The following is a 20,269-nucleotide window of genomic DNA, read 5'->3' on the forward strand; positions in this document are numbered from 1 at the left end:
GGTTGACGCAAGTCGTGTTATAATATGCCCATTCCCGTCACCCGGCGGGAGATCAAGCAAGGAGATGCCTCATGAAAAAACAACACGCAATCCTGATTGGCCTGGCCGCCGTTGTGGTCGTGGCCGGTGGCGCCTATGTCGCCCGCAGTCGCCACTACCAGGCGCGATTCTTGCCGAACACCACGGTTTTCGGTGTGGCGGTTGGCGGCCAAACCGTCGCCGCGGCCAACACCGCCGTGGTCAGTCATTTCAAGGGCGTCACCTACAAGCTGACCGAAGGCGGCCAAACCGTCGCCGAAGCCAGCGGGACGCAGCTGGGCTTGAAGCGTGATTTCAAGGCACAGCTCAAGAAGCTGTTGGCCAAGCAAAACCCTTGGGGCTTCAGCGCGGTGGTGCTGGCCGGCTCCGACAAGGCGGCGATGCTTGCGGTCGGCGAGGATCAGCAGATCGACCAGTACGCGACGACGCTGGCTGGCAAGCTCAACGGATCGCGCAAGGCCCCGGTCGACGCGAAGGTGGTGGCGACCGCAGACCGCTTCGAGATTGAGCCCGAAAAGGCCGGCACCCAGATCAGCGCCAAGCGTCTGGGTCAGGCCATCGCGGCCACGGTGACCAGCAACCGCACCGCAGTCGACCTCAAGACGACGTACGTTCAGCCCAAGATCACCAAGCAATCGGCCAGCCTAGTGAAGGCCAAGGCGAAGCTGCAGGCGATCAGCCAGCTTGACGCCAAGCTGACGATTCAAAACCACACGGTGACGATTCCCACCAAGACCCTGCACAAGTGGCTGAGCTACACCGACGGCAAAATCAGCGTCTCAAGCGCCGGCGTCAAGGCCTTCATTCAAGGGATCAACGCGCAGTACGGCACCTACACCAAGAGTCGGCAGTTCAAGTCGACTAAGCGGGGCACGGTGACGGTTCCCGCCGGCATCTACGGCTGGAGCATTCCAAGCGCCACGGAGACGCCCAAGGTGGTCGCCGAGATTCTCAAGGGCAAGGACTTCACCCATGCCCTGAGTCACGTCGGCACCGGTTACCACGCGGACGGTTCAGACATCGGCAACACCTACATCGAGGTTGACAAGGCCAATCAACACGAGTGGTACTACAAGGACGGCAAGCTGGTGATGGACACGGATGTCGTCACCGGCAAGCCATCGACGCCGACGCCGAGCGGGGTGTTCGCCATCTGGAGCAAGCAGCGCAACGCCATTTTGCGCGGCGCGGATTACGCGACGCCGGTTTCTTACTGGATGCCAATCGACAACACCGGCGTCGGGCTGCACGACAGCTCGTGGCAAAAAAAGTACGGCGGCGACTGGTACAAGGAACACGGCTCACACGGCTGTGTCAACAACCCGCCATCCTTCATCGCTAAGCTCTACCCGGTGGTCGACACCGGCACCCCAGTCATCGTCTTTTAAGCATGCGGCACCCAGGCCTTGGCCTCGGTGCCGTTTTTGCGTCTGCGGCGGCACCGAACCGGCGGCGCCTTTTTGCGGTATACTGACTAAGACCCGGGCAAGCCCGGAATGCAACGGAAAAGGGGCAGGATATGACGACTTATTCACAGGCGGTGGCGGCGATTCACGCGCTGCCGCGATTAGCCAAAAGCGGCGGTCACGAGCGGATCACGGCGCTTTTGGCGGCGCTAGGCGAGCCGCAGCGCGGCCGGTACGTCCATGTGACCGGCACCAACGGGAAGGGCTCGGTCGCCAACGCCATCGCCCACATGCTGTCGGCCACCGGGCTGACGGTGGGGCTGTTCACCTCGCCGTTCATCATGCGCTTCAACGAACGGATCGCCATCGACGGCCAGCCGATTGCAGACGCTGACCTCGCCTTGGCCTACGACGCCGGGGCGGCGGCCCTGAAGCGGCTGCAGCGCCAACGGCCCGGCCTTGGGGTGACCGAGTTTGAGTTCATCACGGCCATCGCCTTTTGGTTCTTCGCGGCGCAGCACGTCGACGTCGCGGTGATTGAGGTCGGCATCGGTGGCGACACGGATTCCACCAACGTGATCGATCCGCTGGTCAGCGTGATCACAAGCGTCGGGCTGGACCACGCCAAGCTTTTGGGCAACACGCTGACCAGCGTGGCTACCCATAAGGCCGGTATCATCAAGCCCAAGCGGCCGGTGGTCACCGCGGCGTTGCCGGCGGAAGCGGCGGCGGTGGTCGCGGCTCGGGTGCAGGCAACCGGCAGCCGGTGGCTGCGCGAAGACCGCGATTTTGAGGTCGGCCAGGCCAAGCTCGACGGCTGGGGGCAGCGCTTCGGCTACCGCGACGCCGACGGACGGCTGGGCGACCTGCGCATTCCCTTGGTCGGCCCCTACCAGGTGCAAAACGCGGGGGTGGCGATTCAGGCGGCCAAGCTGGCCGCCGCGGCGCTTGGGGTGCCGCTGCCGGCCGGGGCCATTCGTCGTGGCTTGGCAAAAAGCACCTGGCCGGCGCGAATGGAGCAGCTTTCCGCCGATCCGTTGATCGTGATCGACGGGGCCCACAACCCCCAGGGTATTCAGTCGCTGATCGACGCGCTGCACCAGGTATTCGGCCGCGGCCCACTGACTTTGATCATCGGCGCGTTGGCCGATAAGGACGTCAAGACGATGCTGGCGTTGCTTGAACGCACCAGCTTTCGGTTGTGGCTGGTGCCGGTGCCGGACAATCCCCGCGCCACGGCGCTTGGCGACTACCCGGACCAGGCGCGGCTGGCGACGTTTGGCGACTGGCAGTCGGCCTTGGCCGCCCACCTGGCCGACTACCGCGACGAGCCGGTGGTGATTGCGGGATCCTTGTACCTGGCTTCTGCGGTGCGGCAGACCCTGTTGGCGTAATCTCTTGTGACGCGGTGTGAGACCGCGGGGAGGAGATTATGTTGCCGCGAGAGAAAATCCGCCAGCACGGCGCCGCCGCGCTGAGCGATGAGGAACTGGTGCAGGTGCTGCTGGGCTTTGGCAGCGCCGCGGTGCCGCTACACCAAACCGTGGCGGCAGTTTTGGCCGCTTACCCGCAGTTGCGCCAGTTGCGGGTCGCCTCAGTGGCCGAGCTGCAGGCGCTACCCGGGTTGGGCCTGGCCAAGGCCTGCGTGTTGAGTGCGGCCGTTGAGCTGGGGACGCGGGTCCAGCGCCGCCAGATCCTGCGGCAAGGGACCGCGGTGTCCAGCGCCACGCTTGGTGCGGCCATGGTGGCCCGGTTGGCCGGGCGGTCGCAAGAGGTGATCCACGCGATTTTCCTGGACGTTCAGCAGGCGGTGATTGGGGAGCGTGAGGTGGCCCGAGGCGGCCTGGACCGCGCCGTGGCCGACCCGCGGGTGGTGTTTCGCGCGGCGCTTTTGCTCAATGCCGCCGGGGTCGTGTTGGTTCACAACCACCCCAGCGGCCGCGCGACGCCCAGTGCCTTGGACGACGCGATGACCGACCGCTTCCAGGCGGCGGGGCTTGCGGTGGGGGTTCTTTTGGTCGACCACCTGGTGATCGGCGGGGATAACTATTACTCGTACCACTTGGCGAAGAAGGTTTAAAATTTTACAAATATCCCCCGAATTGCGCGGGTTTTGGCCGGCCGACGTGTGGTCGGTGCGGCGAGTATGCTATAATGCAAAAGACCGAAAAACGGCAGTCACTTGAAGGAGAGAATATTTTGCTCGGATTAGGATCGAAAAATATCGGAATTGATCTTGGCACGGCCAACACCCTCGTGTACGTCGACGGTAAGGGAATCGTCACACACGAGCCTTCCGTCGTCGCCAAGAATTCGCAAACAGACGAGATTATTGCCGTGGGTGAAGAGGCCCGGGCGATGATTGGCCGCACCCCGGCCAACATCAACGCCATCCGGCCGATGAAGGACGGCGTGATTGCGGATTACGACACCACCGCGGCGATGCTCAAGTACTTCATGGACAAGGCGCTGGGCGGCAAGAGCAATCATCCGCAGGTCATGATTTGCGTGCCAAGCGGCGTCACGGAAGTGGAAAAACGCGCCGTGATCGATGCGGCCAAGGTAGCAGGGGCCAAGGAGGCCTTCGTCATCGAAGAACCCTACGCGGCGGCCATCGGCGCCGGCTTGCCGGTGATGGATCCGACCGGCAGCATGGTCGTGGACATCGGCGGTGGCACCACGGACGTCGCCACGATTTCTTTGGGCGGCATCGTGTCCAGCCGCTCGATTCGCATGGCCGGCGACAAGATCGACGAGGCCATCATCACCTACATTCGCCAGAACTTCAGCCTACTGATCGGCGAACGCACGGCCGAGGACATCAAGATTCAGATCGGCTCCGCCTCCATCGAAAAGGCCAAGGACATCGACGCGATGACTATTCGCGGCCGCGACCTGTTGTCCGGGTTGCCCAAGACCATCGACGTCTCGGCGACCGACGTGGCCAGCGCCATCAACGAAATCGTGCTGGCCATCATCGACGCCATCAAGGAGACGCTTGAGGAGACCTCGCCGGAAATCGCGGCCGACGTCATCGACCACGGCATCGTGCTGACCGGCGGTGGGGCGATGCTCAAGAACCTGCCCGAGGTGATCTCAGACGCCACCAAGGTCCCGGTGTTCATCGCGCAGGATCCACTCGACTGCGTGGCCATCGGCACCGGCGAGTCGCTGAAGAACATCGACGTCCTCAAAAAACACTAAGCTGCGGGCCGGTGACAAAACACGACGTTTTGGACCGGCCCCTTTCGTTCAGTGACCGTCGCTCCCCGGGAGGTTAGGATGCAGAAGTTCTTTTCAAACAAAAAAATGATCGTGCTGATGATCGCCTTGCTGACCAGCCTGGGGCTGATTTTCACCTCGATCACGGTGCGTAACAACCGGGCAGCGCCACCGCTGATTCAGCAGATTGGCAACGACGTGGTCGGCATCGGCGGCCGCGTCGTGTCCGGGCCGGTGCGGCTGTTCAAGGGCGGGTTGGACGACATCAACCAGCTGTTGAACACGTTCCAGGAGAACAAGCGGCTCAAGGCGCAGATCGACGACCTGGCGCAGACCAAGGTTCGCAACCAGACGCTGACCCAAGAGAACAAGGCGCTCAAAAAGCAGCTGCAGCTCAATGCCACGTTGAGCGACTACACCCAGATTTCGGCTACCGTGATGCTGCGCTCGCCCAACGATTGGCGCAACATCCTGGTGATCAACAAGGGTTCTGGCGCCGGCGTCGCCAAGAACATGCCGGTGATGTCGGGTTCCGGGCTGTTGGGGCGGGTGGTCGAAGTCGCCAAGACCAACGCCAAGGTTGAACTTTTGTCGACCGACAATAAGGCGGCCGACCGCTTCGCCGCTCAGATCATCACCGGCAGCGGCAAGATCATCAACGGGGTGATCAGCGGCTACAGCGAGAAAAACAACCAGCTGATTATGAACCAGATCGATACCAAGGAGAACCTCAAGAAGGGCCAGCGCGTCATGACCTCGGGACTTGGCGGCAGCACCCCCAAGGGGCTGTTCATCGGCACGGTGGCCAGCGTCAAGCAAGATGACTTCGGCCTGGCCAACACGGTCTACCTGAAGCCGGCCGCCAACCTCGCAGACGCCAGCGTGGTCACCGTCATCGACCGCACGATCGGAGGGGACGGCAATGCTAACTGATCCCGTCTTCAAGGGTCACGGCTGGGTCGCCTTGGTACTGGCCGTGGCGCTGTTACTCGACGGCACCTTGGCCCAGGTTTTGGCCCAGTGGCTGATGGTACCGGGCTTCACCGGGGTGCCGCAGCTGACGCTGATGGCCCTGGTGATGATTGCCCTGGTGCTGCCGGATGAGGCCTACATCGTCGCCATCGCCGCCGTGGTCGGCCTGATTGCAGACAGCTTCTACACCGGGATGCTCGGGGTCAACCTGCTGTTATGGCCGCTTTTGGTTTACGTGGTGCGGCAGATTGAGCCGCTGATTCCCAAAACCGCCTTGTACGTCGGAGCGGTGGTGATCTTGACGCTGATCACCTACATCGTGGCCAACTACTTCGTCGCGCGGTTTCTCGGCGCCACCAGCGTCGGCCTGATCCCCCTGATTGCGCGGCACGTCGGGCCCGGTCTGACGGTCAATCTGATCTTGTTTGCCCTAGTCTACGCCCCGCTTGCGCGGCTGTTGAAGTCGCTGCGCATCGCGGAACAAGACTGAGCGCGTATGCAACGCCTCTTCGGCTTCGGCCGCAAGAGGCGTTGTTTGCTTCCCGGTGGCTTCGCCCCTTTGATTCGCGGAGGGCATACGCTATACTAGGGTAAATCAATTGTGTTTTCACGGTGTGGTCTCACGTGCCGCATTGCGTTGGCTGCTGCCTTGCGCCGGCCGCTGCAAGAAGGAGGAACAACATGGCTGAAGAACCTGAATTGACCCAAGCAGAGGTGTTTGACCTGTGCCGGGGGTACATGAACGACGAGCACCTCGCATTCGTCAAGAAAGCCTATGATTTTGCCGCGTACGTTCACAAGGACCAGCGGCGCAAGTCCGGCGAGCCTTACATCATTCACCCGATTCAGGTGGCCGGTATTTTGGCCAAGCTGAAGATGGACCCGGTGACGGTCGCCTCCGGTTACCTGCACGATGTGGTGGAAGACACCAACATCACGCTAGGCGACATTCAAGAGGTGTTCGGCGCCGAAACCGCGGTGATCGTCGACGGGCTGACCAAGCTGTCCAAGGTGACCTACGTCGCCCACAAGGACGAGCTGGCCGAGAACCACCGCAAGATGCTTCTGGCGATGGCCAAGGACATGCGCGTGATTTTGGTTAAGCTGGCCGACCGGCTGCACAACATGCGCACCCTAATGCACCTGCGTCCGGACAAGCAGCGGCGCATCGCCAACGAGACGCTTGAAATTTACGCGCCACTGGCCGACCGACTGGGGATTTCGGCTATCAAGTGGGAGCTTGAGGACCTGTCTTTGCGCTACCTCAACCCGCAGCAGTACTACCGGATTGCGCAGCTGATGAAATCCAAGCGCGGCGAGCGGGAGGCCTACATCGACTCGGCCATTGTCGACATCAAAAAATCGCTGGCCGACCTCAACATCAGTTACGAGATTTACGGCCGTCCCAAGCACATTTACTCGATTTACAAGAAAATGCGCGACAAGCACAAGCAGTTCGACGAGCTGTACGACCTGCTGGCGGTGCGAGTGATCACCGAGACCATCAAGGATTGCTACGCGGTGCTCGGCGCCATTCACACCCAGTGGAAGCCGATGCCGGGTCGCTTCAAGGATTACATCGCCATGCCCAAGGCGAACATGTACCAGAGTCTGCACACCACGGTGATCGGGCCCAAGGGCAAGCCGCTTGAGGTGCAGATTCGCACGGCGGAGATGCACCACGTCGCCGAGTACGGCGTTGCGGCCCACTGGGCTTACAAGGAAGGCCAGACCCAAGAGGTTCAGTACGACAAAACCGGCAAGAAGCTCGACTTGTTCCGCGAGATTCTGGAGATTCAAGACGAAAGCAGCGATGCCGCCGACTTCATGGAAAGCGTCAAAGGCGATATTTTCACCGATCGCGTCTACGTCTTCACGCCCCGCGGCGACGTTTACGAGCTGCCCAAGGGCGCCGGACCGCTGGATTTCGCCTACTTGGTTCACACCGAGGTCGGCAACAAGAGCGTCGGCGCCAAGGTCAACGGCAAGATTGTGCCGCTGAACTACCAACTCAAAAACGGCGACATCGTCGAAATGCTGACCAGCTCCGGCTCCAAGCCGTCCCGCGACTGGATTAACCTGGTTTACACGTCCCGGGCTCGCAACAAGATTCGCCGCTACTTCAAGCAAGAGGATAAGGGCGTCAACGCCGACAAGGGTCGCGACGCCTTGGAGCATGCGCTTACCGACATGGACCTTTCGCCGCGCGACTTCATGGGCGGCAAGCCAGCGATGGCGGCGCTCTTGCAGCGGCTGAACTTCACCACCGAAGACGAGCTGCTGTCGGCCATCGGTTACGGCGAGTACAGCCCCCGCGTCATTGCTAACCGGCTGACCGAAAAGGCGCGGCGCGAGAAGGAGGCCGCGGACCAAAAGGAACGCGAGGCCGCGATTTTGGCCGCCAACCAGAAGGTCACCACGGTGTCCAAGGAACGCAAGCCGACCAGCCGCACCGAAGAAGGCGTCGTGATCGAAGGCGTCGACAACCTGCTGGTTCACCTGGCCAAGTGCTGCAGTCCGGTGCCGGGCGACCCGATTGTCGGCTACGTCACCAAGGGCCGCGGCGTCACCATTCACCGTCAGGACTGCACCAACGTCGACATGTCCGATCCGGTCAACGCCGGCCGGCTGATCGACGTGCAGTGGCAAAACATGAACGATCAGACGCAGCTGTTCGACACCGACCTTGAGATCTACGGCTACAACCGCAACGGGTTGCTCAACGAGGTGTTGCAGACGCTCAACGCGCAGACCAAGAGTCTGACCAACATCAACGGCCGCGTCGATCACGACAAGATGGCAGACATCCACGTGACCGTGGGGATTCGCAACCTCGCGCACCTCGAGCGCATGATGGATGCAATCAAGAACGTGCCAGACATTTACGAAGTCAAGCGCAAGCAGGGATGACACTGGGGCCGCGGAAGCGGCCCTGTTTTTTGGAAAAAGGAGAGAACATGAAAGCAGTTGTGCAACGCGTCAGTCACGCGCAGGTGTCAATCGATGGGGTGGTTCATGGACGCATCGACCGCGGCTTTGTGGTGCTGTTGGGCGTCGGGCCCAACGACACGCCGGCCGATGTGGATTACCTCGTGGCCAAGATCAGCAAGCTACGGGTCTTCAGCGACCCGGCCGGCAAAATGAACTTGGCTCTCGCCCAGGTCGGCGGGGCGGTGCTGGCGATTTCCCAGTTCACGCTGTACGCCGACATCAGAAAGGGTAACCGCCCCAGCTTCACCGCCGCGGCTGCCCCGGCGCTTGGCGAGCAGCTGTACGACCTGTTCGTCGCCCGATTGCGGGCGACCGACCTGCAAGTGGCAACCGGCGTGTTCGGGGCCGACATGCAGGTCAGCCTGACCAACGACGGCCCGGTCACCATTTTATTCGACACGGAGGAACAACATGTTAACTGACGCAATCTGGGACCTGGACGGCACCCTCTACGACACCTACCCGAGCATCCTGAGTGCCTTGCACGAGACGTTGACCAAGCACGGGGTGACGGTCGATCCCGCCGCGCTTTTGATCACCACCAAGAAAACCTCGGTTCACGCGGTGATTGAAGACTACGCGGCGCAACGTGGCTGGGATGCCGCCGCGATTTTTGCCGAGTACCACGACGTCGAGGTGCAGCGGGTGTTGGCCTGCAAGCCGTACCCCGAAGCCCAAGCGACGCTTGAGGCGGTGGTGGCTAAGGGCGGCCGCAACTTCCTGATGACTCACCGCGACAACTCGGCGTGGCAGCTTCTGGCCAACTCCGGGCTGCGCGACCTGTTCGCCGGCGGCGTGACGTCCGAGATGCACCTGGCGCGAAAGCCGAAGCCGGATGCGGTGTTGTACATTCTCGACCGCTGGCAGCTGCCGGCAACGACCACCGCAATGATCGGGGACCGCAAGCTCGACATCATCGCCGGGCAGGCCGCCGGGGTGGCCGGTATCTACTTTGACGTCGATGGCCTGGGGGATGCGCCGATGGCCGAGTACCACGTCGATCACCTGCACGAGATTCCGTCGCTTTTCGGCCGCTGAGCCTACCGCTCACCGGCGAGGCTAAAATAAACACCCGTCATTTCGATGACGGGTGTTTATTTTGACGCGGATGTTTATTGGTGGTTGCCGGCCTGGAAGTAGGCCTGCAGCCCCTGGACCACGGCGACGGCGACGCGTTGCTGATAGGCGGGACTGGCAATCAGCTTGAAGTCCTTATCGGTGTTGATGTAGCCCATTTCCATCAGGACGCTCGGCTGCTTGTTATCCCGCAGCACCTGGAAGTTACCGTAAGCGGTGCCGCGGTTAGTCAGGCTCAGGGCCTTGCCCAGCGATTGGTTGAGGGCCAAGGCCAAGGGCTTGCTGGTGGTGGCGCTGAAGTAGTAAGTAGTGAAGCCCGAGGCCTCGTTGGGGTTGGGACTTGAGTCGAAATGAATCGAGATGAAGGCGTCGGCGTGGGCGTTGTTCGAGGCGGTCGCGCGGGGTTCCAAGTCGACGAAGGTGTCCGCGTCGCGGGTGTAAATCACGTTGCTCCCTTGCGCGGAAAGGGCGGCGCCGATGGCCTTGGCCATGGCCAGCGTGTAGGTCTTCTCGTACTTCTTGCCGGTGGATTCGGCCCCGGCATCCTGACCGCCGTGGCCAGGATCGAGCACAATGGTGGCCTCGGCCAGGCTGGTGGCCGCCTTGGCGGTGCTGCTGCCAGGCGTGGTGACGGTCCAGCTCGCCACGTAACCGGTCTTACCGCCTGCGGTGCGAACGTGGTACCAGTCGCTGGTCTGGCTCAGCACCGTCAGCTTCGTCGCCTTAGCGAGCTTTTCGACAATCGGGGCGTTGATGCCGGCGGCCTGACGCAGGTTCACGCTGATGTTGGTGGTGACGGTCAGGCTGCGGGCGGGGGCCGTGGCCTTCTTGACGTAGGTCTGCTTCGGGGCGGCCAGCGCCGTGGTTGCCCCGGTCAGCTGAACGGCGCTTGAGGTGACCCAGGCTGCCGTGTTGTGGTAAGCGATTTCGGTCCAGCCGCCTTCTTGGTACAGCACGTCGAGCGTGGTGCCGGCCTTCAGGGTCCCCAAAATCTTGGCGCTGGTTGTCGCGGTTTGGCGAACGTTGACGGCCACCTTGGCCTTGGCGACGCTGGCCGTGCTGGTGCTGGCCTCGGTGTTATCGACCAGCCAGCTGGCGACCCAGCCGATTTTGTTGCCGGCCAGCCGCACCTGGTACCAGGAATTCTCTTTTTTGAGCACGGTCAGCCGGGTACCGCTTTGAACCTGGCCCATGGCGGCGTACGCCAGGCCGGGGCCCATTCGAACGTTCAGCAGGTTGGCCCGAACGGTCAGCGTCTGGCTTGAGGCCAAAACCGTGCTGGTGGCGACGGACAAACCGATCAAGGCAGCGAAGGCGAGGATTAATGGCCAGCGCTTGAGCTTGGGTTGTGACAATCTCATCATCCCTAACAATTTTTTGCTTTTGTTTCATTATACCAAGACCCCACGGGAATTGCGCGACCTCCGGCAATTTTTGCCGGCCGCTTGACAAGTCTGGCAAAACCGTCTATCGTAACTGTTAAATCAATGTGCCGATGACGAAGCAGGATAGGTCAACGTGAAGCGACCCGGGATGGTGAAAGCCGGGACCGACCGAAAAGACACTTCTGAGGCAGACGCGCTCCGGTTGCCACCGTTATGGCCGAGTTAAATCACAAGGTGGTACCGTGCGCTGCACCCTCGTCAAGAGGGGGGCAGTGCTTTTTTTCGCGTCCCGACACCTGAAGGAGGACAATTATGAGTTATCAACGACCAAAAGGCACCGCAGACATTCTGCCGGGCCAAAGCGAGCTGTGGCAGCGGGTGGAAAACCGCGCTCGCGACGTGCTCGAGCGCTACCGCTACCGCGAAGTGCGGACGCCGCTGTTCGAGAATCAGGAGGTCTTCGCCCGCTCAAGCGGCGAAACCTCCGACATCGTGACCAAGGAGATGTACAATTTCGAGGACAAGGGCGGTCGCATGATGGCGCTGCGGCCTGAGGGCACCGCCGGCGTGGTCCGGGCTTACGTCGAAAACAAGCTGTTTGGCCCCGAGTTCGCCAAACCTTACAAGGTCTACTACATGGGATCGATGTTTCGCTACGAGCGGCCCCAAAGTGGTCGCCAGCGTGAGTTCCACCAGATCGGTGTCGAGGCCTTCGGGGCCGACAGTCCGGCCTTGGACGCCGAGGTCATTGCCTTGGCGACGGACCTGCTCGCCGCGTTCGGCGCCAAGTCGTTGCGCGTGGCGCTGAACAGTCTGGGGGATCCCGAGTCCCGCGCCGCTTACCACCAGGCGCTGATCGATTACCTGACGCCTTTTGAAGATCAGCTGTCTGAGGATTCCAAGGTTCGCCTGGTCAAAAACCCGCTGCGGGTGCTGGACTCCAAGGACAAGGGCGATCAGGCCATCGTCGCCAACGCGCCGAAGATTCTGGATTACCTGACCCCAAGCGCCCAAGCGCATTTTGACACGGTGCGGCAGCTTCTGGAGGACCTGGGCATCGACTACGTGGTCGACGCCGACATGGTGCGGGGGCTGGATTACTACAACCACACGATCTTTGAGGTGATGAGCAACGACCCGGTCTTTGGCGGCGGCTACACCACCATCATCGGCGGCGGCCGCTACAACGGCCTGGTTGAGGAGCTTGGCGGCCCCGAAACCCCGGGCATCGGCTTTGGGATGGGCATCGAGCGCCTGATGCTTTTGATGCAAGACCAACAGGTTGAACCGAGCCTGCCGGCCTACATCGTGACCATCTCAGACGACGCCGTGGCGCCGGCCACGCGCTTGGCGCATGCGATTCGCCTGCAGGGGTTTGCCGTTGACCTGGATTACTTGGGTCGCAAGCCCAAGGCCCAGTTCAAGTCGGCCAACAAGGAAAACGCCCAGCTGGTGATGACGCTGGGTGAAACCGAGCTGGCTGACGGCACGGTGGCAATCAAGAACATGGCAACCGGCACCCAGCAGACGGTGCCGCAAGCCGACATCCTCAAGGACTTCAAGCGGGTCTACGAGGCCATGATGGAGGAAGCAAAATGAGTAAGCGAAGTTTATACGCCGGCGACGTCACCGCCGCAAACATCGGCCAAACCGTGACGCTGAAGGGCTGGGTGCAAAAGCGCCGCAGCCTGGGTAACCTGATTTTCGTCGACCTGCGCGACCGCGAAGGCATTGTCCAGCTGGTGTTCTCCCAGGAATTCGGGGCAGACGCCCTGGCCGTGGCCGAAACCATGCGGTCTGAGTACGTGATTGAGGTCACCGGCACGGTGCAAAAACGCGCCGCTGCGAACCCGAAGATCAAAACCGGCGAAATCGAAGTTGAGATTGCGACCGCCACGATTCTGAACAAGGCGCAAACCCCGCCGTTTGCCATCGAGGATGGGGTCAATGCCGCAGAGGAAACCAAGCTGCGCTACCGTTACCTGGACCTGCGCCGCCCGGAGATGCAGGCGGGGCTGATCACGCGAGCCAAAATCATGCAGGCGGCGCATCACTACTTCGACGATAACGGCTTTTTGGACATCGAGACGCCGACCTTGACCGCCAGCACTCCTGAAGGCGCCCGTGATTACCTGGTGCCGTCTCGCGTCTACCCCGGCAGCTTCTACGCGCTGCCGCAGTCGCCACAGCTGTTCAAGCAGCTTCTGATGGGCGCCGGCTTCGACCGCTACTACCAGATTACCCGCTGCTACCGCGACGAGGATCTGCGCGGCGACCGCCAGCCAGAGTTCACGCAGATTGACATGGAGACCAGCTTCCTGTCGGCCAAGGAGATTCAAGACATCATGGAGGGCTTGACGGCCCGCATCATGAAGGACGTGATGGGCATCACCGTCAGCCTGCCGTTCGAGCGCATCGAGTGGCAAACGGCGATGGACAAGTACGGCTCGGACAAGCCGGACCTGCGCTTCGGCATAGAAATCCAGGACCTGTCGGCATTCGTCGCCGACTCGGACTTCAAGGTCTTTCGTTCCGCACTCGATAACGGTGGCCAGGTTCGCGCCATTGTCGCACCAGGGGCTGCGGCCGACTACTCCCGCAAGAAGATCGAGGCCCAACAAGAGTACATCAAGCGCTTCGGTGCCAAGGGCCTGGCCTGGCTCAAGGTGACGGACGACGGCATCAGCGGCCCAATCGCCAAGTTCTTCCCGGACGGCGCGGCCCTCACGACTAAGTTGAACGCCAAGGCCGGCGACCTAATCTTGTTTGTCGCCGATTCCGCCAAGGTCGTGGCCGCCAGCCTCGGCTACCTGCGGACCCACCTCGGCCACGAGCTCGGCTTGATCGACGAGTCCGCCTTTCACTTCTGCTGGATCACCAACTGGCCACTGTTCGAGTACGATGAGGGCATTCAGCGCTGGGTCTCGGCCCACCACCCGTTCACCATGCCGAACCCGGAGGACGTGGCACTGCTCGACACCGACCCGCACAAGGCCCATGCCCAAAGCTACGACCTGGTGCTGAACGGTTACGAACTGGGTTCCGGCTCGATTCGTATCCACGACCGCGAGATTCAGGAGAAAATGCTTCGTGCCTTGGGCTTCACGCCGGAACGGGCCGAAAAGGCGTTCGGCTTCCTGCTTGAGGCTTTGACCTATGGCTTCCCGCCGCACGGTGGCATGGCCATCGGCCTGGACCGCCTGGCGATGCTTCTGGCCGGTCGCGACAACATCCGCGACGTGATTGCCTTCCCTAAGAACAGCAAGGCGTCTGAGCCGATGACCAAGGCGCCAACGCCGGTCGAGGACGCACAGCTGGTCGAGCTGGGAATTCAGGTTCGCGCTGGGGTCGACGCCGAGGCTGCCCACGCCGGGGACGACGAGTTGACTGAATAGTTGAGTGAAGGGTCGCAGCAAGCGCTGCGATCCTTTTTATGTGTCATTAAATTGCGAACAATCTAGCGCTTTGATATACTGAGGCTGAGGTGATGAACATGGACGACAAGACAAAGCGCATCGCGGCCCTGACGCCACTTCAGCGCAGCGTGACCCAGGAAGGCGGCACCGAGCGGCCGTTTTCTGGGCAGTACGATGACTTCGACCGACCCGGCCTCTACGTCGACGTGGTGTCCGGCGAGCCGCTGTTCTCGAGTTTGGACAAGTACGACGCGGGGTGCGGCTGGCCGAGCTTCACCAAGCCGCTGGCCAAGCTGACCAACCGACGTGACTCGCGCTTCGGCATGGAACGCACCGAGGTCCGCAGCGCGGAGGCCGACTCGCACCTGGGCCACGTCTTCACGGACGGCCCAACGGCTACGGGCGGCCTGCGCTACTGCATCAACTCGGCGGCCCTGCGCTTCATCCCGGCGGCCGAGCTTGAGGCGCAGGGGTACGGGGCCTACGCTTCCTTATTTCAGTGATGAACGAAACGGGCTGATTAGCCCGTTTTTTTTGTACTTGACTTCTAGCTCAATGTAACTTATATTTTCCTTGTGATGGAAGATATATGTGACGGGAGGGACCGATGGACAATCGTGTGCGGGAGCTTCGCGTGACGCGCGGACTGACCCAAAAAGAATTGGCGGAAGCGGTGGGCATCACCCGCCAGACCCTGAGCCTGATCGAGAAGGGGGCGTACAACCCCTCGCTGCGGTTGTGCATCGGGATCTGTCGGCAGCTGGGACAGACGCTGGACGGCGTCTTTTGGGAGGACAACGATGAAACGGATTAAAGACGAGCGGCTGATTCAGCGCAACCTGAAGAACATCAAGGCGGCCTTTGCGGTGGAGAACTTGTTCATCGCGGCGGTGCTCGGGGTGATGCTGTGGCGCGGCCAGGCGTACGAGGACGTGATTTCGTACCGCCAGCCGCTGTTTGCGGCGTTGATGGTCGGCTGCTACACGGTGTTGATTTTATCGGTGAACATCAGCACGCCGATGCAGGACGCGCCGCGCCGGCCCTGGCGTTTCCTGGCTGCAATTACGCTGGGCACTTGGGTGTTGGCCGCTGGGCTGTTCTTCGTGATTGCTGGCTTCACGCACCCGGTCATCTGCGGCTTGGCCGGGCTGGCTGTTGCCGCGGTGGTCGGCGGCCTCAACCTCTATGCCAACCACTTTCGCGACCGGCCGTGAGCCTGTTGCCCGTGGGGCGGTTTCGTGGTGCTATCGGCTGGCACGGACCAACGGCGGCCGCATGATTTTGGCGGCGCCTGGCGCCTGCTGCGTGTTATACTGAGTCTACCAATAGGAGGGGACTTAGATGCAAGACATTGAACGACTGATTCGCAGACACCAGAACTGGAGCCGCTTTTCCGCGGCGATTTTTTACAGTATCTGCGTGGCGATTGCGCTGAACATGTTCTGGGAGCCCGGTGGCGTCTTCGCCAGCGGGATCACCGGGGCCGCTCAGCTGCTGGCGACGGTCGTGCGTAAATGGTTCGACCTGCCCGTCTTTGGCATGCGGACCACCGATTTGTTCAGCACCGGGACGCTTTTGTTCTTGCTGAACGTGCCGCTCTTCGTGCTGGCGTGGCGCCAGATTGGGCATCGCTTCACGCTGTTCACCTTTCTTGCCGTCATCTTCTCAACCGTCTCGATTCGGCTGCTCGGGGTGGTCAAACCCTTGACCACTGACCCGATCGTCTGCGGGATTTTTGGGGCCGTGGTCAACGGCCTGGGGACCGGGTTTGCGCTGCGCAACAACATCTCGACCGGTGGCCTCGACATCATCGGCATCGTCTGGCGCAAAAAAACCGGCACGACGGTCGGCTCCGTCAACATCGCCGTGAACATCGTAATCATTTTCCTCGCCGGTTTCGTCAACGGCTGGCCACACGCGCTTTACTCCGCCTTGGCTATCTTCATCAACGGCAAGGTGATGGACGCGCTGTACACGCGCCAGCAGCGGCTGCAGGTGATGATCGTCACGGAACAGCAAAAAGCAGTGGTCAACGAGATTCAAAACACACTGCGCCGCGGCATCACCATCGTCCACGACGCCGAAGGGGCCTTTCGCCACGAGGAAAAGACGATTCTGTTCACCATTATTTCCCGTGCGGAGATGTACGATCTCGAAAAGGCGATGCGCAAGGCCGATCCTTACGCCTTCGTCTCCATCACCGAGTCCGTGAAAATCATGGGGCGCTTCTACGAACCCAAGACCGACTGACGCGGCCGTGCGAATGTCCGATTCCCAAACAGTTGCTAGCCGGCAGCTGTTTTTTGGTACAATGGGGCGGAGGTGAGACGAATGAAACATCGAGCGGCCACACACCAGTTTGCCAGCACTTGGCTGGCGCGGTTTGAGGCGCATCACGCGACCAACACCCTGACTACACTGGCGCCACAGCTGAAAGAGGCGCTGGTGACCAGCCCGTTCAAAATGGACGCCTACGCGCGAGTCAAGTACATGTACCCGGCGGCGCCGGCGCTGAATACCTTGGCGGGACTGACGGCCTTTGCCGAATACATTGATGACGCCTTGAGCCTGGGGAACCTAATTTACTCCCAGTACGAGTGGGTCAGCCAGTGGGCATGGGGTGGGTTAGAAACCGAAGACAATTACCAGTGGTTCGTCTTGGCCCTCGCAAGGCTTGAGGTCTTGAGTCGGCCGCTTGGGCCGCTTGCGGCCTTCACCTTGACCAGTGTCGCGACCGATTCGCCGAATCAGCCGCTGCCGGCCGCGGCGGGGACGCAGACGCTGAAGCTGACACCGAACGCCGCGACGCTCACGAGCCAGCCGAGCGGCGGCAATCCTCGCTTGGAGACCGCCGCGCCTGGTTCCGAGGCGATGGCCGCGTTGCTGTTGCGCCTGTCGCAATACTTTGACGATTATCAAGATCAGCTGGTGCCTGGTGACGGCTGGACGGCGGAGGTATACACTACCGGTGGCCAGACGCGGCGTTTCTACGGGCCGCTGAGCTGGACGCCGGCGCAACGACTGCTGTCCGATGCCGTTCGCCTGGTGGTGCGTTTGCCTCACCTGTGGCTGTTTGACCGCGATCCCGATGTGTTGGTTGCACTGAACGTGCAGTACGGTGAGGCGGAGGTTTTGACGCTGAAGCGCGATCAGGCCGCCATTTCGTATGTGTCCGAGACGGCTGCGACCTCGGCGGCTCTGACCGTGACCGGGTCGGCGGTGCCGGCGTTGCTGGATGAGCTGACCTTTGCCTTCGACCGCCCCCAACCGCCTCAGCCCCAGGCGGATCTGGTCGTGAACGCCACCTTCCGCTACTCGGGGATGAAGACACTGCGCGGCAATCTGGCGCTGGCTGATCAGCTCACCAACTGGCCAACGATTGCTTACAAAATCGGTCAGGTCCTGGCGGCCAATACCCCGCTGATGCTGGATTCACGCGTATTCACGCGGCACCGGCCGGCTCTGGAGGATCTGCTGTACTGCCAGGTCCTGTTCCACCACGATGGCCAGGCCTACAGCTACCGCACCAGCGATACCAGTCTAGCAGTTGGCGACAGGGTGCTCGTGCCGGTCGGAACCAACCGAACGGTGGGCACGATTGTGGCGATGGATTACTATGCTAAAGACCGCGTCCCGTATCCGCTGAGCAAAACCAAGGAAGTGCTGGGGCTGGCGACGCCACGTGACTGGTTCATTCACGATGAGGAGGAAGACGATGACGACGACTGACCTGTTGATTGGGGCCAATGTCTCGATGAAGGCGCCCAAAATGTTCCCTGGCGCGGTGGCCGAGGCCGTGTCGTATGGGGCGACGACGCTGCAGTTTTACACCGGGGCCCCGCAAAACACCCGGCGCAAGCCCACCAGTGAGATGAAGATTCCCGAAGGGCTGGCCGCGATGCAGGCGGCGGGGCTCTCGCACCTGGTGATTCACGCACCTTACATCGTCAATCTCGGCAACACCGCCAAGCCCGACAGTTTCGAATTTGCGATTCAGTTCATGCAAGAAGAGATTACCCGGGCCGATGCGCTGCATGCCTACGCAATGCCTTTTCACCCCGGGGCTCACGTCGGCGCCGGCGTGACCGCCGGCATCGCGCAGATTGCCGCTGGCTTGAACCGCATTCTCAACGCCGACCAGACAGTGCTGGTCGCGCTTGAAACCATGGCCGGTAAGGGCACCGAGGTCGGGCGTAGCTTCGAGGAGTTGGCGGCCATCCTCGATCGCGTGTCGCGCAACGACAAGCTGGCCATCACTATGGACACCTGTCACATGAGCGATGCGGGCTACCCGGTCAAGGCTGACTTCGACGGGGTGCTCAACGACTTCGACCACATCATCGGCCTGGACAAGCTGGCGGTGGTGCATCTCAACGACTCCAAGAATCCGCAAGGGGCGCATAAGGATCGCCACGCCAACATCGGGGCCGGCACCCTGGGCTTTGACTGCCTGAACGCCATCGCGCATCATCCCCAGCTCGCTGGCATTCCCAAAATATTGGAGACGCCTTACGTGGGTGCCGACAAGAAGCACCAGCTGCCACCCTATGGCGTTGAGCTGGGCTGGCTGCGCAGTGGGGCCTACGCGCCCAGCGCCTTGGCGGTGCTGGCCGCAGCGGCCGATGCACCGGCTGACCGCGCCCAGCACTAGCACCCAAAAACTGGCCTGCAAGGCGCTTTTGCGTCTTGCAGGCCAGTTTTGGTTGTCTAGTGCTTGGCCGCGTCGTCAAAGGCGTCCAGGCCCATACGTTCGAGAATCAGCATGGCGGTTTCTTCGATCGAGCGTTTCGCGGTGTTGATCACCATGCAGCCGAGCTTCTCGTACAGGTCGGCGGCAAACTTGAGCTCCGCGTCGACTTGGCCTCTTGCGGAGTAGGCGGTGTCAGGGTTTAACCCGTAGGCAATCATGCGCTCGCGGCGAAATTCCATCAACACCGACGCGTCGGTGGTCAGCCCGACGATTTTCTTCGGGTCAACCTTGTAGATCTCGGCTGGAATGTGGGCGTTGGGCACCAGCGGGAGGTTGGCGACTTTGAGGTTGCGGTTGGCCAAGAACAGCGACAACGGTGTCTTGCTGGTGCGTGAAACCCCTAGCAGCACAATGTCGGCCTCCAAGAAACCCTTGGGATCCTTGCCGTCGTCGTAAAGGACGGCGAACTCCATGGCCGAGATGCGATCAAAGTATTTTTCGTTCAGATCGTGAACCGCCCCGGCCACGCCGCTTGGGGTGGCGCCGGTCAAGTCGCTAACGGCACCGACCATCGGCGTCATCACGTCGATGAAGGGCAGGTCGATTTGCTTGGCGTAGGTCTTGCCAAGCTTCGCCAGCCCCGGTGTGACCAGCGTGGCGATGACCACGCCGTTGTCTTGCTTGGCGGCGTCCAGGGTCGCCATCAGTTTAGGCTCGTCGTGGGTGAAGGGAAAGCGCAGGTAGTGGGCGGTTTGGTCACCGAACTGGGCGGCCACGGCCTGGGCCAGCTTCAGCCCGGTTTCGCCGATGGAGTCTGAGATAATGTAGTAATTCGTTTCTTGCGGCATGTCATTCCTCCGGTTGGGCACAGGACGCCCGAAATGTTGATGATAGCGTTATTTTAACACAAACGCGCGGCGGTTTGCCCGGCGGCGCCGCTGTCGGGTGATTTTTACTTAAAATGGCAAATTTTTTCGCGTGAATCGCAAGAAACTGGGAATGCCGTATTGACGCGTTTTTTCAAGTCCGATATAATGGTCAAGAACTGTTGGCAATGATATCTGTCGGTGG

General features: G+C 61.4%; 19 protein-coding genes. 17 read left to right on the plus strand and 2 right to left on the minus strand.

The genetic code is table 11. The features are described 5' to 3' along the window. The first annotated feature begins 71 nt into the window (after positions 1 to 71). From ACYVRZ_RS00080 to ACYVRZ_RS00120, 9 genes are all read left to right on the plus strand, one after another. Positions 72 to 1,427 (plus strand): L,D-transpeptidase family protein, encoded by a 1,356-nt coding sequence (locus tag ACYVRZ_RS00080; protein WP_461223713.1) that lies wholly within the window; start codon positions 72 to 74, stop codon positions 1,425 to 1,427. Between the two features lie 131 nt (positions 1,428 to 1,558). Further along, complete coding sequence (locus ACYVRZ_RS00085) at positions 1,559 to 2,839, plus strand: bifunctional folylpolyglutamate synthase/dihydrofolate synthase (RefSeq protein ID WP_461223715.1); 1,281 nt, start codon at positions 1,559 to 1,561, stop codon at positions 2,837 to 2,839. Positions 2,840 to 2,877: 38 nt separating this feature from the next. After that, complete coding sequence (radC, locus tag ACYVRZ_RS00090; RefSeq protein ID WP_461223717.1) at positions 2,878 to 3,525, plus strand: RadC family protein; 648 nt, start codon at positions 2,878 to 2,880, stop codon at positions 3,523 to 3,525. Positions 3,526 to 3,644: 119 nt separating this feature from the next. Then, positions 3,645 to 4,649 (plus strand): rod shape-determining protein, encoded by a 1,005-nt coding sequence (locus tag ACYVRZ_RS00095; protein ID WP_276580098.1) that lies wholly within the window; start codon positions 3,645 to 3,647, stop codon positions 4,647 to 4,649. 78 nt (positions 4,650 to 4,727) lie between these two features. Continuing rightward, a complete protein-coding gene (gene mreC / locus ACYVRZ_RS00100) occupies positions 4,728 to 5,600 on the plus strand; it encodes a rod shape-determining protein MreC (protein WP_461223719.1) in 873 nt (290 codons plus the stop codon). Further along, positions 5,590 to 6,129 (plus strand): rod shape-determining protein MreD, encoded by a 540-nt coding sequence (gene mreD / locus ACYVRZ_RS00105; protein ID WP_461223721.1) that lies wholly within the window; start codon positions 5,590 to 5,592, stop codon positions 6,127 to 6,129. Before mreC ends, mreD begins: the two co-directional genes overlap by 11 nt. Before the next feature lie 191 nt (positions 6,130 to 6,320). Then, the gene (locus ACYVRZ_RS00110; protein ID WP_262314728.1) at positions 6,321 to 8,549 is read left to right on the plus strand and encodes a RelA/SpoT family protein; all 2,229 of its coding nucleotides are present in this window, start codon (positions 6,321 to 6,323) and stop codon (positions 8,547 to 8,549) included. 47 nt (positions 8,550 to 8,596) lie between these two features. Beyond that, a complete protein-coding gene (gene dtd / locus ACYVRZ_RS00115; protein ID WP_461223723.1) occupies positions 8,597 to 9,052 on the plus strand; it encodes a D-aminoacyl-tRNA deacylase in 456 nt (151 codons plus the stop codon). Beyond that, positions 9,042 to 9,668 (plus strand): HAD-IA family hydrolase, encoded by a 627-nt coding sequence (locus ACYVRZ_RS00120; protein WP_461223725.1) that lies wholly within the window; start codon positions 9,042 to 9,044, stop codon positions 9,666 to 9,668. Before dtd ends, ACYVRZ_RS00120 begins: the two co-directional genes overlap by 11 nt. Positions 9,669 to 9,742: 74 nt before the next feature. Here the strand turns inward: ACYVRZ_RS00120 and ACYVRZ_RS00125 are convergent, their stop codons facing one another. Next, positions 9,743 to 11,062, minus strand: coding sequence for an N-acetylmuramoyl-L-alanine amidase (locus ACYVRZ_RS00125; RefSeq protein WP_461223727.1), 1,320 nt, complete (start codon positions 11,060 to 11,062; stop codon positions 9,743 to 9,745). Between the two features lie 342 nt (positions 11,063 to 11,404). Here ACYVRZ_RS00125 and hisS point away from each other — a divergent pair, with 342 nt between their 5' ends. The 8 genes from hisS (at position 11,405) to ACYVRZ_RS00165 (ending at position 19,159) form a co-directional block, all read left to right on the plus strand. Further along, a complete protein-coding gene (hisS, locus tag ACYVRZ_RS00130) occupies positions 11,405 to 12,691 on the plus strand; it encodes a histidine--tRNA ligase (protein WP_461223729.1) in 1,287 nt (428 codons plus the stop codon). Continuing rightward, positions 12,688 to 14,487: an aspartate--tRNA ligase gene (gene aspS, locus ACYVRZ_RS00135; protein ID WP_461223731.1), complete on the plus strand. Its 1,800-nt coding sequence runs from the start codon at positions 12,688 to 12,690 to the stop codon at positions 14,485 to 14,487. The genes hisS and aspS overlap by 4 nt, the downstream gene beginning before the upstream one ends. 98 nt (positions 14,488 to 14,585) lie before the next feature. Further along, positions 14,586 to 15,011: a peptide-methionine (R)-S-oxide reductase MsrB gene (gene msrB / locus ACYVRZ_RS00140; RefSeq protein ID WP_461223733.1), complete on the plus strand. Its 426-nt coding sequence runs from the start codon at positions 14,586 to 14,588 to the stop codon at positions 15,009 to 15,011. Positions 15,012 to 15,115: 104 nt separating this feature from the next. Then, entirely contained in the window at positions 15,116 to 15,322 is a 207-nt protein-coding gene (locus ACYVRZ_RS00145; RefSeq protein ID WP_461223735.1) for a helix-turn-helix transcriptional regulator, read from the plus strand. After that, positions 15,309 to 15,722: a hypothetical protein gene (locus tag ACYVRZ_RS00150; protein ID WP_461223737.1), complete on the plus strand. Its 414-nt coding sequence runs from the start codon at positions 15,309 to 15,311 to the stop codon at positions 15,720 to 15,722. The genes ACYVRZ_RS00145 and ACYVRZ_RS00150 overlap by 14 nt, the downstream gene beginning before the upstream one ends. 127 nt (positions 15,723 to 15,849) lie before the next feature. Then, positions 15,850 to 16,758, plus strand: a complete 909-nt coding sequence (locus ACYVRZ_RS00155) for a YitT family protein (RefSeq protein ID WP_461223739.1) — start codon at positions 15,850 to 15,852, stop codon at positions 16,756 to 16,758. A gap of 81 nt (positions 16,759 to 16,839) precedes the next feature. Further along, the gene (locus ACYVRZ_RS00160) at positions 16,840 to 18,237 is read left to right on the plus strand and encodes a hypothetical protein (RefSeq protein ID WP_461223741.1); all 1,398 of its coding nucleotides are present in this window, start codon (positions 16,840 to 16,842) and stop codon (positions 18,235 to 18,237) included. Position 18,238: 1 nt separating this feature from the next. Continuing rightward, on the plus strand, positions 18,239 to 19,159 hold the full coding sequence (locus tag ACYVRZ_RS00165) for a deoxyribonuclease IV (protein WP_461224518.1): 921 nt from the start codon (positions 18,239 to 18,241) through the stop codon (positions 19,157 to 19,159). 56 nt (positions 19,160 to 19,215) lie between these two features. Here the strand turns inward: ACYVRZ_RS00165 and ACYVRZ_RS00170 are convergent, their stop codons facing one another. Further along, positions 19,216 to 20,046, minus strand: a complete 831-nt coding sequence (locus ACYVRZ_RS00170) for a pyruvate, water dikinase regulatory protein (RefSeq protein WP_262314718.1) — start codon at positions 20,044 to 20,046, stop codon at positions 19,216 to 19,218. Positions 20,047 to 20,269: the final 223 nt, after the last annotated feature.

The sequence above is a fragment of the Lacticaseibacillus suihuaensis genome, assembly GCF_054785075.1.

Excerpts from the sequence above, each read along its gene's own strand:
- ACYVRZ_RS00080 (WP_461223713.1), top strand. The coding sequence starts at position 72 with ATGAAAAAACAACACGCAATCCTGATTGGCCTGGCCGCCGTTGTGGTC.
- ACYVRZ_RS00085 (WP_461223715.1), top strand. The coding sequence starts at position 1,559 with ATGACGACTTATTCACAGGCGGTGGCGGCGATTCACGCGCTGCCGCGA.
- radC (WP_461223717.1), top strand. The coding sequence starts at position 2,878 with ATGTTGCCGCGAGAGAAAATCCGCCAGCACGGCGCCGCCGCGCTGAGC.
- mreC (WP_461223719.1), top strand. The coding sequence starts at position 4,728 with ATGCAGAAGTTCTTTTCAAACAAAAAAATGATCGTGCTGATGATCGCC.
- mreD (WP_461223721.1), top strand. The coding sequence starts at position 5,590 with ATGCTAACTGATCCCGTCTTCAAGGGTCACGGCTGGGTCGCCTTGGTA.
- ACYVRZ_RS00110 (WP_262314728.1), top strand. The coding sequence starts at position 6,321 with ATGGCTGAAGAACCTGAATTGACCCAAGCAGAGGTGTTTGACCTGTGC.
- dtd (WP_461223723.1), top strand. The coding sequence starts at position 8,597 with ATGAAAGCAGTTGTGCAACGCGTCAGTCACGCGCAGGTGTCAATCGAT.
- ACYVRZ_RS00120 (WP_461223725.1), top strand. The coding sequence starts at position 9,042 with ATGTTAACTGACGCAATCTGGGACCTGGACGGCACCCTCTACGACACC.
- hisS (WP_461223729.1), top strand. The coding sequence starts at position 11,405 with ATGAGTTATCAACGACCAAAAGGCACCGCAGACATTCTGCCGGGCCAA.
- aspS (WP_461223731.1), top strand. The coding sequence starts at position 12,688 with ATGAGTAAGCGAAGTTTATACGCCGGCGACGTCACCGCCGCAAACATC.
- msrB (WP_461223733.1), top strand. The coding sequence starts at position 14,586 with ATGGACGACAAGACAAAGCGCATCGCGGCCCTGACGCCACTTCAGCGC.
- ACYVRZ_RS00145 (WP_461223735.1), top strand. The coding sequence starts at position 15,116 with ATGGACAATCGTGTGCGGGAGCTTCGCGTGACGCGCGGACTGACCCAA.
- ACYVRZ_RS00150 (WP_461223737.1), top strand. The coding sequence starts at position 15,309 with ATGAAACGGATTAAAGACGAGCGGCTGATTCAGCGCAACCTGAAGAAC.
- ACYVRZ_RS00155 (WP_461223739.1), top strand. The coding sequence starts at position 15,850 with ATGCAAGACATTGAACGACTGATTCGCAGACACCAGAACTGGAGCCGC.
- ACYVRZ_RS00160 (WP_461223741.1), top strand. The coding sequence starts at position 16,840 with ATGAAACATCGAGCGGCCACACACCAGTTTGCCAGCACTTGGCTGGCG.
- ACYVRZ_RS00170 (WP_262314718.1), bottom strand. The coding sequence starts at position 20,046 with ATGCCGCAAGAAACGAATTACTACATTATCTCAGACTCCATCGGCGAA.